Here is a 16570-nt window from a genome sequence, read left to right as displayed (position 1 = left end):
AATATCGCCCTGTGCCTTTCTGATTAGAATTTTATTTATTTACCAAATTTCATCTTTAACTGCTCAAGCATGTCGGTATTGATCGGCTGTGCAGGTTTCTCCGGTTTTGGTTGTGGTTTCTTAAATGCTGGGCGATCTTGTGGAGCATTATTTTGCGGCTTCGGTGCCCTGTTTTCGTTCTTTTTAGCATTAAATTTTGCCCACTCTTCATCTAGTTTTTTCTTGGTGTAAAGTGGGAAATCGCCATTTTTCATCCAGGCATAATAACTTGGCTCCACTGCAAAAACCTGCTGAGCTGTTTTGCCCTTATGCTTCCCGAAATTAAAGCAAACTTCATCCTGATCGTTATAAACCATACGACCAGCAAAATCAACCGGTTTGTTAATATTTGTAAATACATGTAGCGCATCTATATCATTTACAACAGGAACGCTTTTTACACCTTGTTTGCTTTCAAATTCAGTTTCTTTATACATTTCCAACTGACCTAAAAGCACTTTATAGGTTGCAATAACATCTGCTTCGGCAGCATGTGCATTTACCAAATCTTCCTGACAATAAAATTTGTATGCCGCTTTTAACGTACGTTGCTCCATCTGGTGGAAGATATTTTGTACATCGACAAATTTTCTCTGGCTCATATCGAAATCAATATTTGCTCTTAAAAACTCTTCTAAAAGCATGGGAATATCGAATTTATTTGAGTTGTAACCCGCCAAATCGCTCTCGCCAATAAATTCAGCAATTTCTTTCGCTAAAACTTTAAAGGTGGGCTCGTTTGCAATATCCTCATCATAAATGCCGTGAATTAAAGAGGTCTGCAATGGAATGGGCATTTCAGGATTTACACGCCAGGTTTTAACAATTTCGGTTCCATCGGGCATTGCCTTAAGAATTGCAATTTCTACTATTCTATCTGCACCTACGTTTATACCAGTTGCCTCAAGATCGAAAAATGCTAAAGGGCGCTTTAAATTTAATTTCATCGGTTTTTAATATCAGATTTAGACGAAGCTGTTTGAGCTACATCCATTAATATATATTTATTCAAAAGTGCTAAAAAGGATTGATTTGTTTGTACATCGCATTTATTTAATTCAAAATATTTCATACTTATCTTAACGAGCATTAAATTGCAGGAAATTACGCTTTAAATGAAAATCTTATTATTACCGCTTGCTCTTTGCTTTCTGACGCTATCTTCTTTCGCTCAAAATTTTCCTTTTGGACAGGCGACTTATGATGACCTGGAATTCGATAAAAATAAAATAGATAGCAACGCTAATGCCGTTGTACTTAAAGAATTTGGAACTGCATCTATTCAAATTGATGATGCAACGGGTCAGCTTGAACTAGTTTTCGAGTACCATACAAAAATTAAAATCTACAACAAAAATGGTTTTAATGCCGCTAATGTTGTAATACCCACTTATAAGGATGATAGCCGCCAGGAAAACATAATAGATTTGAAAGCTTCTACCTTTAATTACATTAACGACAATTTTGCTGAAACGATTATGGATAAAAAAGCTGTGTTCATCGAAAATAAATCGAAATACACCCGCTTAACTAAATTCACCCTTCCAAACTTGAAAGAAGGCTCCATAATCGAATATTCCTATAAATTAAGATCTCCCAGACTTTTCAATTTTAAAACCTGGCAATTTCAGTCTGATCTGCCAAAAGTATCGAGCGAATACCTCGTGTATATTCCTGGCATTTACAACTACAATGTATCTTTAAGGGGCTATTTAAAACTTACTGATCAGAAATCTGAAATTTCAAAAGAATGTTTACGAATAAATGGTGTGAAGATAGATTGCTCGAAAATCAGTTATCTGATGAAGAATGTTCCGGCATTTGTCGAAGAAGAGAACATGACAGCAGCAAGTAATTTCAAATCAGCCATTTATTTCGAATTATCTGATTATACCAGCCCTAACGGAGGCAAAACCTCTTATACCAAAACCTGGAAAGATGTAGATTATGAGCTTACCTTGGATAAATCTTTTGGTGCACAAATGAAGCGAAAAGACCTCTATAAAGATCTCATTGCAGGGATAACAAAAGATGCAACAGATGATCTGCAAAAGGCGAAAGCGGTTTTTGCCTACATTAAAAAACAGATTAAGTGGAATAATTACTATGGTATTTTCTCAGAAGAAAGCGTTAAAAAAGCGTTGGAAATCAGGTCTGGGAATATTGCGGACATTAACTTTAACCTGATTGCAGCGCTATCAGCGGCAAACCTTGATGCCGAAGCCGTAATTTTATCAACAAGAGAAAACGGAACACTTAATAAGCTCTATCCTATTATTTCGGATTTTAACTATATAGTTGCTAAAGTAAATATAGGTGATCAAAGCTACCTGTTAGATGCTTCTGAGCCGCTACTTCCTTTCGGCTTGCTGCCTTTAAGGTGTATAAATGACCAAGGAAGGGTAATTAATTTGAAAAAAGCATCTTACTGGATTGACCTGAAAGCCAGCCAAAAGGCAGTTACAAGCTACATATTGTTTGGAAAATTGAATGATGATGGGAAACTAACCGGAACACTTACTACGCATAGTCAGGGTTATTCAGCTTTTAACAGGAGAAGAGAAATTAAAAAATATGGATCGGTAGAAGAATATGTCGAAAAAATAGATGAACGTTTGCCAAGGATAAAAATTTTACATCAGTCAATCAGTAACATTGACAGTATTGAGAATGTGCTGACGGAAGTGTTCGAGGTTGAATTTACAGTGAATGATGGTTCTAATAATAAGCAGTTCTATTTGAGTCCGTTTTTCATTAATGCCATAACGAAAAATCCATTTAATCTGGATGAAAGAACCTATCCTGTTGATTTAGGTGCAGCAACTGATGAGCGAATCTCGATTAATATTGTCCTGCCAGAAAAGTATGAACTACTGGAGAAACCTAAAAATATGGCAATAGGCCTCCCTAATTCAGGCGGAAAATACTTACTGAATACGACTTTTGAAAATAATACTTTATCACTGAATCAGGCTTTGCAGTTTAACAATGCGATTTATGAGCCAGAATTGTATCTCTATTTGAAAGAGTTTTACAGCAAAATTATTCAAAATCAAAAAAGTGAATTTTTGCTTAAAAAAGTAAACTAAATGAAATCTGTTATTTCCGTTATATCGCTTCTCACCCTTTTATTGCTTTCAACTTTTACATTCGCACAAGTAAACTACGATGCAGACCTGATTTTACCTCAATTGCGCAGCCGGGCAAATGCCTGTATCAGGAACGAGGAGATTACGGTTGATATGAGGGCACCAGATAATGTGATCCGTTTACAAAAAAAGGTGATTACCGTTTTCAACGAAAATGGAGATGATGATGCCCGAATGGTTATCGGCTATGACAAAAATACATCGATTAAGAGTATTAAAGGTGAAATTTACAATGCTGCAGGAATATTAACCAGTAAATTTAATCTAAATAATTTTTCTGATGTAAGTGCTGCCGATGGATTTTCATTATTTATAGATAGCAGGCTAAAATATTTTAGGCCATCGGTTAACCAATACCCCTATACCGTTTCTTATGAAATAGAAACTAGAAATAAACAAAATCTGATTATCAGAGACTGGGTGCCTGCGTTGGAGAACAACATTTCCGTTGAAAAAAGCAGTTATACTTTTATTAGTAAGCCCGCGGACCAGGTTCGGATTCAAATGCAGAATTATAAAGGCGAACCTGTAGAAACTATTGATGAAAAACAGAAAAAACAAGTATGGCTAATCAGTAATCTTGCAGCCACCAGGTCAGAACCATATAGTCCAGATCCGGAACATTATCTAACCAAAGTGCAAATTGCTCCAAAACAATTCTATTACTATGGCCGAACGGGAAGTTATTCCAACTGGCAGGATTTAGGAAAATGGGTATATGACGACTTGTTAAAAGAGCGCACGGCATTACCGATACCCACGCTACAGGCAATAAAAATTTTGGTTAAAGATGATAGCAATGAGAAAGAAAAGGCGAGAAAAATTTATAAATATTTACAGGAAAAAACGAGATATATCAGCGTACAGATCGGTATTGGCGGTTTTCAGCCCGTTGCTGCAAGTGAAATTGACCGCTTAGGTTATGGTGATTGTAAAGCATTGGTAAACTATATGCAAAGCCTGCTTAAAGCAGCGGATATTGAATCATATTATTGCGTAGTAGAGGCGGGTTCCCTTAAAAAAAACATTGATCCGGCTTTTGCCAGCATGGCGCAAGGTAATCACATCATTTTATGCCTGCCACTTAAAGGGGATACGACCTGGCTGGAATGTACCAATCAAAAAATTCCTTTTGGTTTTCTAAGCGATTTTACTGATGACAGAATTGTGTTCGCCTGTACACCTACAGGCGGAAAACTGCTTAAAACCCCAAAATTAAGCGCGCAAAATAACCTGCAAATTCGCAAGGCGGAATTAAATATCAGTCAGGATGGCGACATTACGGGAAAGATAAATACTCTATTTTCAGGTGCGCAATATGATAACCGGGAAATAATTATTGATCACCCGCTGGCAGAACAGCGCAAATTGCTGAAAACGGCTTATAACGTTGATAATATAGATTTTACAGACGTTGGCTTTTCTCAAAAAAAGGAAATCAGTCCACAGCTTACGGAAGATCTTAAACTCAGTATAAGAAATTATGCACCCATAAATGGCACGAAAATGTATTTGCAGCTGAATGCATTTAACATTCAACCCACTATTCAGGAATTAAACAGCCGGATGTTGCCAGTTTATATTAATCGTGGATTTACTGATGAAGACACGATTGAGTATGAATTACCCGAAAACGTAAAAACTGAATTGATATTAATTGAAGATAAAAACCTTAAAAACCCATTCGGAGAATACAAAAGAAGTGTAAGTAAGCAAGGCAGAAAGCTAACCTATTACCGCAAACTGGTTTTGAACGATGGTACGTTCCCCCCGGAAAAATATGCTGAATTTTCAAAGTTCATCAATGACGTTAACATTGCTGATCACCTTAAATTAGTACTTAACTTAAAATAATAATTCCGATTCCAATTCCGATAATCATAATCAGGTACATCAGAATCTCGGTTGATGCAAAGCGTTTATATTTTGTCCAGAAAGAATAATCGTGTTCTTGATTCGGCATGTTGCAGGTTTAGAAAAGCAAAAATAGTTAAATTCATTAATTATCGGGTCGATATTTTGTAATCTGTTTAGCCATACCTTTAAAGAGCACCAAATGAAATGGCCACATGGCGTACCAATACATTCTTCCCCATAGTCCCCGGGGCCTAAATGTAGCAATTTGAGATAAATAGGCCTTCCCATGGAAATCGAATAATTTTAATTCCAGCCAGGCCTCTCCGGGCACCTTCATTTCCGCATATAGCAACAATCGCTTATTCTTTTTATCGGCCAATAAAACGCGCCAGAAATCGAGAACATCTCCAGCCTGTAAATCGGTATTACTGGTTCTTCCACGCCTCGTCCCTACCCCACCGAACATTTTATCCAGAAAGCCCCTGAAATGCCAGAGCCAGTCCATATAATACCACCCCCTGTTTCCACCGATACTCCAGATATTTTCGAAAACTTCTTCCGCTTTACGCTCAAACTGCATTTTCACCTTATATTCTAAAGTGCCGTTCTGAGGAACTTTAATCTGATCCATAAAGTCCGTTTGCAGGTATCCCCTGTTTAGCGCATCTTTCCAGCTTGAAACGATAGAATTCTGATCAATTTTTTCGAACGCCAGGTGCAAAGCTTCGGCATAAGTTAAACACTTTCTGGGGACTACCTGCTGGATGCGGTTATCCTTGCAAACTACTTCATTTTTCATACTATCAACCAGACTTCTTGCTAAAGAATAAGGAACCGGTGTAATCATGTTAAGCCAGAGAGATGATAGCCTTGGCGTTAATACCGGAACAGTGATAATCCAACGTTTCAGGGCTCTCTCTTTAGCATAACCCAATAGCATGTTCCGATAGGATAAAACATCCGGCCCACCAATATCAAAAGTTTCATTATATGCCCTGGCATTTTCCAAAACGCCGATTAGATAAGCCAGAACGTCTCTGATTCCAATAGGCTGACAAAGTGTTTTCACCCATTTCGGGGCCACCATTACTGGTATTTTTTCTGTTAAATCTCTTATAATTTCAAAGGAGGCACTTCCGGAACCTATAATAATTGCGGCCCTCAAAATGGTACAGGCAATGTTCGATGATTTCAATTCATCTTCTACTGCTAACCTGGAACCCAGGTGTTTAGATAAACGCTCATCATTGGCAATTCCAGTTAGGTAGATAATTTGTTTACAACGCGTCTTTTGAATCACAGCAGAAAAATTTTCAGAAGACTTTCGTTCCAGGTCTGAAAATCCCTGGTCGCTGGAAGACATGGAGTGAACCAGGTAATACGCAGCATCAATGTCTTCTGGAATTTCTGATAATGAATCCAGGTTTAACAGGTCGCCGGAAATTACCGTAACCTCGGCAGCAGCATCAGAATGTGAAATAAATCTTCGTTTATCTCGCACCATACAAACCACTTCATGATTTTCTTCTAAAAGTAAGGGTAGTAGTCTGGTACCGATGTATCCGTTTGCTCCTGTCAATAAAATTTTCATCTGGCTGTTATTTAATGATTAACAGTTATCTGCCTGCTTTGTTACAGATTATAGCGCGACAATCTTTTTCAAGGCAATTCCTGGAAATCAAAAAGCTTAAGTCACTGAAAAGTAAAACACTTTGTAATTAAACATTTACTTATTCTCTATAGACAACAAATCTTTTTATCTTTCGTATTAGTTTTTAGAATTTACCAAATATTACTTGATGAGAAGAAACATCCTGGGCGTTGCTACGATTTTTTTGATGGGTATGAGCATTGTCGGTACGAGTTGGAAGGCTGTAGAGCATTCACATTCAAAACAAAATTCAAGCCTTAAAATTGCCAGAGACAGCATTTATAGCCATTATATATCTGATATTTATCATGCGGCTCAACTTGATTCCACAGGCTTAAGTGAAACTGTATTTGAGAAAGCATTAACTGGCTTTTACAATTTAAAATATTCCGGCTTAGTTCAGGAAAAATCTATCCTGACAATTGCTGATTTCGATCAGGAAAGCTGTAAGAAACGTCTTTATATTATTGATCTGGCAAACAATAAACTATTGGTGAATACCTGGGTGGCTCACGGGCAAAATAGTGGCGGAGATAAGCCAGCCTACTTTTCTAACACGCCAAATTCAAATCAAAGCAGTTTGGGTTTCTATATCACCGGAGAAATTTACGCTGGCAAACATGGCCGGTCATTGAAATTAGATGGTATGGACCTTGGCTTCAATGATAAAGCAAGAGAAAGAGCTATTGTAATGCATGGCGCTAATTATGTTAGCCAGGGAACAATTGATCAACTCGGAAGACTGGGGCGCAGTCAAGGTTGTCCTGCTGTTGCTTCGCAACTTTCAGATGAAATTATCAAAATAATCGCTGGTAGAACTGTTTTGTTTATTAACGGCTCTAATCAAAATTACAATTCACAATTTTTGAATGAAACACTGGCAGCGAGCATGGTTTCTAATCAACAGGAAGTTTTCACAGCAAAAATGAATTAGCATCAATAGCAACTACAAAAAGACAATGATTTAAACGTATAAGTTGTAAATAATTTACTACATTTAGCACGAAAGCAAATCACCCTATTTTTATACATCCCGGTCTTATACCTGATTATGAAAATATTGTATTGTTTATCGATATTGCTATTAACTTCATGTGTTTACGCACAAAATAACCTCGGTCCGCGGCTCTCTTCAATGGCCGATAATGGTACAGCAGTTGTTGATATATGGTCTTTGCAAGCCAACCCCGCAGGAATCGCCTTTCTTGATCAACCAGCAATCTCCTTAAATTATATCAGACACCTTTTAAGTGAAGACATAAGTTCGCAAGGTATAGTTGCCGTTATTCCTTTCGGGAAGAATTACCTTGGTACAAGTTTCCAGCGTTATGGTTTTTCCGCCTACGATGAAAGTAAAGTTGGTTTTGCCTATTCAAAAAGATTTGGAGAAAAGTTTTCGCTGGCACTTAACGGAAATTATCACGAGCTGAAAATTTCCAGTTATGGTTCTTCAACCGGCTTCTCGATAGATTTTGGTATTTTCTATAGGTTAAGCAATAACTTTAGTATTGGTGCATTTACTAATAATCCATCCGCGCAGAAGTTTAACAGCGATTTAATTGCTGCGAAAATCCCCACATCGTTTAATTTTGGGGCCAGTTATCTGGCAACAAACCAAGTGTTAATTGCCACAACCGTTTCGAAGGTTTCAGACCAGTCGATAGATTTCAGATTGGGCCTGGAATATAAGCTTTATGATTTACTAAGTCTCAGGGGTGGCTTAAGCACCAAGCCCTTTAAGCAACATCTCGGCTTCGGACTGAATTATAAAAAGTTCGCAATGGATATGGCGACAACGTATGATACGAATTTAGGATATGCCCCTCAAATTGCCATAGGATATGCGTTTTAAATTCTTCACTACGTTTTTTGTGATGATAGGATTCATCGCAAATGCACAAACACCCGAACAGCAACTCGAAATTAAAGACATTTTGGAAAGCGTTGCTGAAAATCTGCCAGACGATTATGATATTACGGAATTGATTGACATCCTTGTCCGGTACAAAAAACATCCTGTTAATCTTAATAAAACAACTCCGGAAGAATTGAAGACTTTCATATTTCTTTCTCCATTACAAATTAGTAATTTCTTTACCAGAATTAAAGAAAGTGGAAATATTGCAGACGTTTTAGAACTCCAGTCAATTGATGGCTTCGATATGAAAACCGTTCAAAGTCTTTTACCTTTTGTAACATTGAATGGAAATACTGAGTATGAGAAATTAACATGGAGGAACATGCTTAATTTAGGAGAAAACGACCTGATGTTACGCTTCGCCCAGACTTTGCAGAAGCAAAAAGGGTTTACAGACTTGCCAGGAAATAGGTATTTAGGTTCTCCTGAGCGCTTTCAAACCAGATATCGTTATCTTTATGGTTCCATCGTTTCAGCAGCAATTACTTTGGATAAGGATGCTGGTGAAAAGTTTATCGGTAAACCTTTCGACTTCTATTCCGGAAACATTGCCATCTCTAAATTGGGTAAAATCAAAAAGCTGGTGGTTGGAGATTATACGATGCAATTTGGCCAGGGGTTAACGTTATGGTCGGGATTTTCTTTTGGTAAAGGACCGGATGTTACCAGCGTAGCCAAAAAGGATTTGGGTTTGCGACCTTATAACTCTACCAACGAATATTCTTTCTTCAGGGGAGCGTCTGCGACGATTAATCTGTATAACGGTTTTGACTTTACGCCTTTTGTCTCTTTTAGAAATCTGGATGCCAGCCAGAGTTTAGATATTGAAGGAAACTTAGTGCAGTCTACGATAAATCAAACAGGCTTACATCGAACACCGGCTGAAATCAAAAACAAGAATAGCTTGAGCCAACAGGTATATGGAGGCGTATTACAATACGCTAAAAATGAGTTTGCGGTTGGAGGAATTGCTTACCACAGCAAATATGGGAACAGGTTTATCACGCAATCTGCCTTGTACGACCGATTTAGCTTTACTGGTAATTCGTTAACCAACCTGGACCTTTACTATAACTACACCTTTAGAAATATTTATTTTTATGGCGAGGGAGGGAAAAGCCTCGCTAGCGGTTCGGCTTATTTAAGCGGGTTATTAATCAGCTTATCTCCTACAGTTTCTGCCGCCGTTACCTATCGGAATTATGCCAAAAACTACCATAACTTTTTCAATCAGGGTGTATCCGAATCAAGTGAGGCTATAAACGAAAAAGGGCTTTATGCAGGGTTAAACATCATTCCAAATAAGCGTTGGGCCTTCTCTTTTTATGGCGATTATTTTCGTTTCCCGTGGCTTAAATTCAGAGTAGATGCGCCATCTGCGGGCTATGAAATTTTAAGCCAGGCGATCTATACACCGAATAAAATATTCAAAATATTGCTTCGTTTCAAAACAGAAAACAAACAACAAAACACAGATCTTGACGTACCTATTAATTTTTTAGATAACGTAAAAAGAGAAGGTTATAGAATTGAATCTAACTGGCAGGCAAATCAAAGGTGGCGGTTTCAAAACCGAGTGGAAATCTCTCAATATAAAAAAGGAGAAGCAAAGGCAGAATTTGGTTATCTGGTTTATCAGGATGTAGATTACTCACCCCTTTTCTCAAAAATTACCGGGAACATCAGAGTTGCCTACTTTAATACTCCGAGTTACAACAGTCGGATCTATGCTTATGAAGATGACGTACTATACAGTTTCGCCTTTGGGATGTACAGTGGCAAAGGATTCAGAACCTACCTGAATCTGAAATATAACCTGGCAAAGAAGCTAAATCTCTGGGCAAGGTATGCCCTGTTTTATTATCGCAATGTAGAAACTGTTGGCACCTACCTGGATGAGATTGAAGGAAATAAAAAATCGGAGATCAAGCTTCAATTACGGTATCAATTCTAAATTATGTTTAAGGAAGAATATGTTTTCGTAAGAATTTTAGTCCCGTTCATTGCGGGAATCGGAATTTTTTATTTTCTGAGTGAAAATGATATCATCTCCACTATTATTTCAATAGCTATCGTTCTATTTCTGACGATATTATTTATCAATATTTATTACAGAAAACTAAATGCCTACAAATTCAAAGGACTAACTGGTATGGTAATTTACCTGCTGTGTTTCTTGCTAGGCGGCATTATCTGCCTTACAAATAACGAAAAATTTAAAACGGATTATTTTACAAAAAAGCATGTTGATTACTTAAAGATTTGTATAAATGATGATCCCAGCAAAGCAAATGGTATCCTGAGATTTAAAGCGAAGGTTCTCTCTGGTTACAGCAAGAGCACACAAACCAAACTAAGTGGTCAAATCCTTGTCGCGATAAAGCTCGATAGCGTTTATCCTTTAAAACTTAAATATGGAGATGAACTCGTAGTTATTGCCAGGATTTTACCTGTTGAGCCGCCTTATAATCCCGGAGAGTTTGATTTCAAACATTGGCTGGGCTTGCAAAATATTTATGAGCAGGCGTTTATCAATCAAAAACAATTGGTAAAAACGAATCGAAATCTTGGAAATCCTGTTATAAAATTCGCCTTAAATTTAAGGGCGGCACAAGTGGATAAATACAGAAAGCTTATTCAAGATAATGAGGCCTTCGCAGTAGCCTCTACGCTTATTTTGGGCTACCGTGCTGATTTATCCAAGGAAACATTGGCCTCGTATTCCAAAACCGGAACAATCCATGCGCTTTCAGTTTCCGGAAGCCATGTGGCCATCATTTTCTTTATTCTTGATTTTATATTAAAGTTTCTTGATAAAAAAAGATCATTCAAGGTATTAAAATTTGCCTTGATCTGCATTTTAATCTGGTCGTATGCACTAATTACAGGGCTGTCCCCTTCCGTTGTTCGCTCGGCAATCATGATCACCGTTTTTATTACCGCCAAAACTTTTGCAAAAAACAAAAACGGCTATAATACTTTGGCCTGTGCGGCCTTTTGTCAATTAGTTTACAATCCTTACTTGCTATGGGACGTGGGTTTTCAGCTTTCTTATTTTTCTGTTTTGGGACTTATCTATCTTCAACCAAAAATTTATGGCTGGGTGTATATTGAAAATAAATGGATAAATAAAGTATGGGAATTGATAGCGCTTTCCATTGCTGCGCAAATTGCGACTTTTCCCCTCTGCATTTATTATTTTCACCAATTCCCTGTTTATTTCCTTTTAGGGAATTTGTTTATTTCCATTCCTTTAGTCCTAATCTTGATTTTAGGAATTGCTGTACTTATTCCCCCGTTAGATCAACTTTCATCAATTTTTGAATGGATAATCGTTTCTACAAATCAAGGGCTTAAATGGATAGCTGATTTGCCTTATGCTACTTTTTCATCAATATGGATCAACTCACAGGAACTAATTCTCCTTGGTATTTCTCTTGTGTTTTTTGTCTTTGCCTTAGTTAAGTACAATAAACGCTTGCTATTTTTATCAATTTCCATTTTCATTATTTATCAGGCTATGATTGTTTATGACAGCTGGTTATCTGCCAGGCAGAAGAAAATCATTTTTTTTAGCCTTCGGAAGAATTATGCTGCGGCCTTTATTCGGGGTAATCAAACTATATTACTCACAGATCTAAAACCGGAAGATAAAACTTTCCAATTCTTTGTTAAGCCTGCTTTAGATCAGGCACAAGTTGATCGTACCAGGATCATCAGTCTTACAAACAATACATTAACGACGTCTCATTTCATTTTGAAAGACGGGCAGATCATCTTTGATCAATATAAAATCCTGATCATTGATAAATTATGGAATGATAAAAAATTAGCGTCCAGAGGGAAGTTTAATGCCATCTGGTTTACCGGGAATCCAAAATTCAAAATTGAAAAACTCCCGAAGGAACTTGAATATCAAAACATCATTATTGATGCTACCAACAAAGATTACAAAATCGAATGGTTTAGGAAAATCGCGAAAAATAATAAAATTCCTATTCAGGTTTTAAAGAAAAATCCTGCATATTTGGTTCTATTAACCGAATGATATGGAACCATCATAAGCAAACCGCCCAAAACAGGGATAAATATGCTGATGATAGCTTCATCACCTTTAAAGAACAACTATAAACTGATGGAAAACCTGGTTTTATACAGCGTAAATGAAAGAATCGCTACAATAACCATAAACAGGCCTGAGAAACGTAACGCATTAAATCCAGCTTTAATCGGAGCACTAACAGAAGCTTTTCTTCAGGCAGAAGAAGATGAATTGGTAAAAGTGATCGTATTAAATGCCAATAGTGGTACGTTTAGCGCAGGAGCAGATTTAGAATATTTACAACAACTTCAGAAAAATAATTTTGAAGAAAACGTTGCAGACTCCAATCGCCTGAAGAAACTTTTTACCACCATTTACTACTTACCTAAAATTGTCATTGCTCAGGTAGAAGGACATGCCATTGCTGGTGGCTGTGGCCTGGCAACTATTTGCGACATTATCTTCGCAACGCCAGAAAGTAGCTTTGGTTATCCTGAAGTTAAAATCGGCTTTGTACCTGCGATTGTTTCTTGCTTTTTAATGCAAAAGGTTAATGAAACAATTGCCAGAGAAATTTTACTGACAGGAAAAATCTTCCCTGCAGAACAGGCGCTAAAATATAACCTGATAAATTTTGTAACAAATTCATCCGAAATTAATCAAAAGGTTAAAGAATTTGCTTTAAGTTTGTGTAAAGAGAGTTCGGGGAACTCGCTAATGATTACAAAACAACTCATTAGTCAAACCACGAAGCCACTTTTAGAAAAAACTTTAGAAACTGCTGTCCAGATTAATGCCCGCGTTCGTGAAAGTGACGACTTTAAAAGGGGTATTTCCGCATTTCTAAACAAAGAAAAAATTAACTGGTAAATAACTAAAACTGAAATAAAAACATGTTCAAATCAATTAAAACAAGTGTTGTAGCCTTTATATTAGTAGGTACAGCTGTAATCGCTCACGCCCAAAAAAAAATAACTGAAGGCACTCTTACTTACGGTCTGGAATATAAATTAACAGACGAGCAAAAATCTGCAATGGGCGGTCAGGAACCACCTGCAGAGTTGAAGGTTAAATTTAATAACGGCCTTACTAAAATAGAAATGGAACAAGGGCCGGCATTGATTGGAATTGTTTCTGACAATAATGATAAAACTGGTTTACTTTTAATTGATGTACCAGTTGCTCAAAAACAATTTGCGGTTAAACAATCTAAAGAAGATGTTGCAAAAGTAATGGGCGATTTACCAAAATATTCAGATTTCAAAGGTACTGGCGAGAAACAAACTGTTGGTGGTTTTAGCGCAGAAAAATACACTTTCAAAGATGATAAAGGTGGTGCTCATGAGCTTTGGGCTACTAAAGAAGTAGATTTACCAAACGTTGGTTCGCAAAACTACTTTCCAGGTCTTGCAGCTTTCCCTGTAAAATATACTTTAGTGCAAAGAGGTATTGAAACCACTACTACCCTTAAATCTATTGCAGAAGGTAAAGTTGGGGCAATCTCTAAAGATGTTCCAAGTGGTTACGAAGTAGTTACTATGGAGGACCTGGCTAAAATGCAAGGTGGTGGTGAATAATTAACCACTTTCAATTAATATAAGGCTTTTTAACTGCCGGCTTTTTATCTAAATTAGCCGAAAAGTTAAAAAGCTTTTTTTATGACCAAAATTTATATGATTAAAAACTTATTATTCAAATTATCACTTCTTTCCATAGTTGTTTTTGCGGTATTTGACTCAAAAGCACAAGGTATAAACTGGGCAAAAGATGGAAATTCTTATTATCAGATCTCAAGCGGAGAAATTATTTCAGTAACACTTCCTAAAAATGATAAGAAAACGGTGGTTTCAAAAACCTTGTTAACTCCATCAGGAAAAAGTAACGCAATAGCCGTACGAAGTTTTCAGTTTTCTACAGATGGTACAAAAGCCTTAATCTATACCAATAGTAAAAAGGTTTGGCGTTATGATACCCGTGGCGACTACTGGTTAGCAGATTTAACCAACAATAAAATTACTCAAATTGGAAAAGACAGACCTGCCTCCTCTTTAATGTTTGCCAAAATTTCACCCGATGGAACAAAGGTCGCTTATGTAAGCAAACATAACTTATATGTAGAAAATGTTAATGGAACTGGTTCCAAAGCATTAACAACAGATGGAACTGATCGAATGATTAACGGAACTTTTGATTGGGTTTACGAAGAAGAGTTTAATTGTCGCGATGGTTTTAGATGGAGTCCAGACAGCAAAACAATTGCTTACTGGCAAATAGATGCTACAAAAATTAAAAACTTTTTGATGATCAACAATACCGATTCTATCTATCCTTATACCATTCCTGTAGAATATCCTAAAGTTGGCGAAAATCCATCAGCTTGCAAAGTAGGCGTTGTAGATATCGCATCAGCAAAAACAAACTGGCTAAATGTTCCCGGAGATAATGTTCAGCATTACATTCCACGGATGCAATGGGTTCCAAACAGCAATGAGATCATTTTACAGCAATTAAGCCGTGAGCAGAACGAGAGTAAAGTTTTTATTTGTGATGCTAACTCTGGCACAGCAAAAGCAATTTATACCGAAAAAGCCAAAGCCTGGATAGATGCACAAGATGAATGGGAATGGTTAGCAGACAATAAAGAGTTTACCATTCTATCGGATAAAGATGGCTGGAATCACTTATATAGAATGAGTCGCGATGGTAAGAAACAAACTTTGGTTACGAAAGGAAATTACGATGTAATTGATGTGAAATTAATAGACGAGAAGAACAATTACGTTTATTTTACTGCTTCACCAACCAATGCAACACAGAAGTATTTGTTTAAAACAAAGTTGGATGGGAAAGGCAAATTAGAACAAGTAACCCCTTCTATTTTACCAGGAACGCACAATTATGACATATCTCCGAATGCCGCATTTGCCCGTCATACTTACAACAGTTCGGTTGTAAGACCAATTACGGAATGGATGAATTTTACAACCGGCAATCCATTCACTATGGATGGAAGCATCAGCACACAATTATCTAAGCAAGAAACTACAAAAAATAAAGTAGAATTTTTTAAAGTAACTACAGAAGATGGTGTGGAATTAGATGGCTGGATGAAAAAACCAGATAACTTTAATCCTGATAAGAAATATCCGGTTGTATTCTATGTTTATGGCGAACCCGCTTCGCAAACTGCTGCCGATACTTATGGTGCAGGTAGAAATGGTTTATACGCCGGAGATATGGCGAAAGATGGCTACATTTATATTTCAATGGATAACCGTGGTGCACCTGTTCCAAAAGGTGCAGTATGGCGCAAAAGTATTTATAAAAATATTGGTGTGCTAAATATTCGCGATCAGGCAATGGCGGCTAAAAAACTATTGGCAACCAATGCATTTATGGATAAAGACCGTGTTGCCGTTTGGGGCTGGAGCGGTGGTGGTTCATCTACTTTGAACCTGATGTTCCAATACCCTGAAATTTACAAAACAGGGATATCCATTGCAGCAGTAGGCAACCAGTTAACTTACGATAATATTTATCAGGAACGTTATATGGGTACGCCATTTCCAAGCAAAGAAGCTTATATTAAGGGTTCTCCTGTTACCTATGCTAAAAACTTAAAAGGTAATTTATTATACATTCATGGTACAGGAGATGATAATGTTCACTACCAAAATGCGGAGATGTTAATCAATGAATTAATTAAAAACAAAAAGGTTTTTCAATTGATGAGTTACCCAAACCGCACCCATAGCATTTCTGAAGGCGAAGGCACTAGTGAACATCTGTCGCTTACTTATACTAAGTTCTTAAAAGACAATTGTCCTCCGGGAGCAAGATAATATATATCTGTAAAGCAATTTCAGCGGGGAATCGGATTCGATAGCCCCGCTTTTCATTTCAATCTTTTTCAA

At 37.1% G+C, this 16570-nt stretch carries 12 protein-coding genes; 9 read left to right on the top strand and 3 right to left on the bottom strand.

Annotated elements, in window-relative coordinates:
• Positions 1-35 precede the first annotated feature (35 nt).
• Positions 36-986 carry a 3'-5' exonuclease gene (locus GJU39_RS07355; RefSeq protein ID WP_154280120.1) on the bottom strand — a complete coding sequence of 317 codons (951 nt, stop codon included), beginning with the start codon at positions 984-986 and terminating at the stop codon, positions 36-38.
• 168 nt (positions 987-1154) lie between these two features.
• Here GJU39_RS07355 and GJU39_RS07350 point away from each other — a divergent pair, with 168 nt between their 5' ends.
• Both GJU39_RS07350 and GJU39_RS07345 read left to right on the top strand, forming a co-directional pair.
• Positions 1155-3128 (top strand): DUF3857 domain-containing protein, encoded by a 1974-nt coding sequence (locus GJU39_RS07350; protein WP_154280119.1) that lies wholly within the window; start codon positions 1155-1157, stop codon positions 3126-3128.
• Positions 3129-5042, top strand: coding sequence for a DUF3857 domain-containing protein (locus tag GJU39_RS07345; RefSeq protein WP_154280118.1), 1914 nt, complete (start codon positions 3129-3131; stop codon positions 5040-5042).
• Here GJU39_RS07345 and GJU39_RS24085 read toward each other — a convergent pair.
• Complete coding sequence (locus tag GJU39_RS24085; RefSeq protein WP_280790409.1) at positions 5029-5151, bottom strand: hypothetical protein; 123 nt, start codon at positions 5149-5151, stop codon at positions 5029-5031. The two genes, GJU39_RS07345 and GJU39_RS24085, sit on opposite strands and share 14 nt — an antisense overlap.
• A 36-nt stretch (positions 5152-5187) precedes the next feature.
• The gene (locus tag GJU39_RS07340; RefSeq protein WP_154280117.1) at positions 5188-6636 is read right to left on the bottom strand and encodes an SDR family oxidoreductase; all 1449 of its coding nucleotides are present in this window, start codon (positions 6634-6636) and stop codon (positions 5188-5190) included.
• A gap of 208 nt (positions 6637-6844) precedes the next feature.
• On the opposite strand from GJU39_RS07340, the gene GJU39_RS07335 reads away from it, so the two are divergent.
• The 7 genes from GJU39_RS07335 to GJU39_RS07305 all read left to right on the top strand — a co-directional run bounded on the left by GJU39_RS07335 (position 6845) and on the right by GJU39_RS07305 (position 16498).
• Entirely contained in the window at positions 6845-7630 is a 786-nt protein-coding gene (locus tag GJU39_RS07335; RefSeq protein WP_154280116.1) for a murein L,D-transpeptidase catalytic domain family protein, read from the top strand.
• A gap of 117 nt (positions 7631-7747) precedes the next feature.
• Positions 7748-8548 (top strand): PorV/PorQ family protein, encoded by an 801-nt coding sequence (locus GJU39_RS07330; protein WP_154280115.1) that lies wholly within the window; start codon positions 7748-7750, stop codon positions 8546-8548.
• A complete protein-coding gene (locus tag GJU39_RS07325) occupies positions 8538-10568 on the top strand; it encodes a helix-hairpin-helix domain-containing protein (RefSeq protein WP_154280114.1) in 2031 nt (676 codons plus the stop codon). The genes GJU39_RS07330 and GJU39_RS07325 overlap by 11 nt, the downstream gene beginning before the upstream one ends.
• 3 nt (positions 10569-10571) lie before the next feature.
• On the top strand, positions 10572-12662 hold the full coding sequence (locus GJU39_RS07320; protein WP_154280113.1) for a ComEC/Rec2 family competence protein: 2091 nt from the start codon (positions 10572-10574) through the stop codon (positions 12660-12662).
• A gap of 48 nt (positions 12663-12710) precedes the next feature.
• Positions 12711-13526: an enoyl-CoA hydratase/isomerase family protein gene (locus tag GJU39_RS07315; RefSeq protein WP_245227717.1), complete on the top strand. Its 816-nt coding sequence runs from the start codon at positions 12711-12713 to the stop codon at positions 13524-13526.
• Positions 13527-13549: 23 nt separating this feature from the next.
• Positions 13550-14233, top strand: a complete 684-nt coding sequence (locus GJU39_RS07310) for a hypothetical protein (RefSeq protein ID WP_154280112.1) — start codon at positions 13550-13552, stop codon at positions 14231-14233.
• An 81-nt stretch (positions 14234-14314) separates the two neighbouring features.
• Positions 14315-16498, top strand: coding sequence for a S9 family peptidase (locus GJU39_RS07305; protein WP_245227716.1), 2184 nt, complete (start codon positions 14315-14317; stop codon positions 16496-16498).
• Positions 16499-16570: the final 72 nt, after the last annotated feature.

This window comes from Pedobacter petrophilus (genome assembly GCF_009674725.1).
GTDB lineage: Bacteria > Bacteroidota > Bacteroidia > Sphingobacteriales > Sphingobacteriaceae > Pedobacter > Pedobacter petrophilus.
Note: the sequence above shows the minus strand (reverse complement) of the source record. Positions and strands in the feature narration are given on the sequence as shown.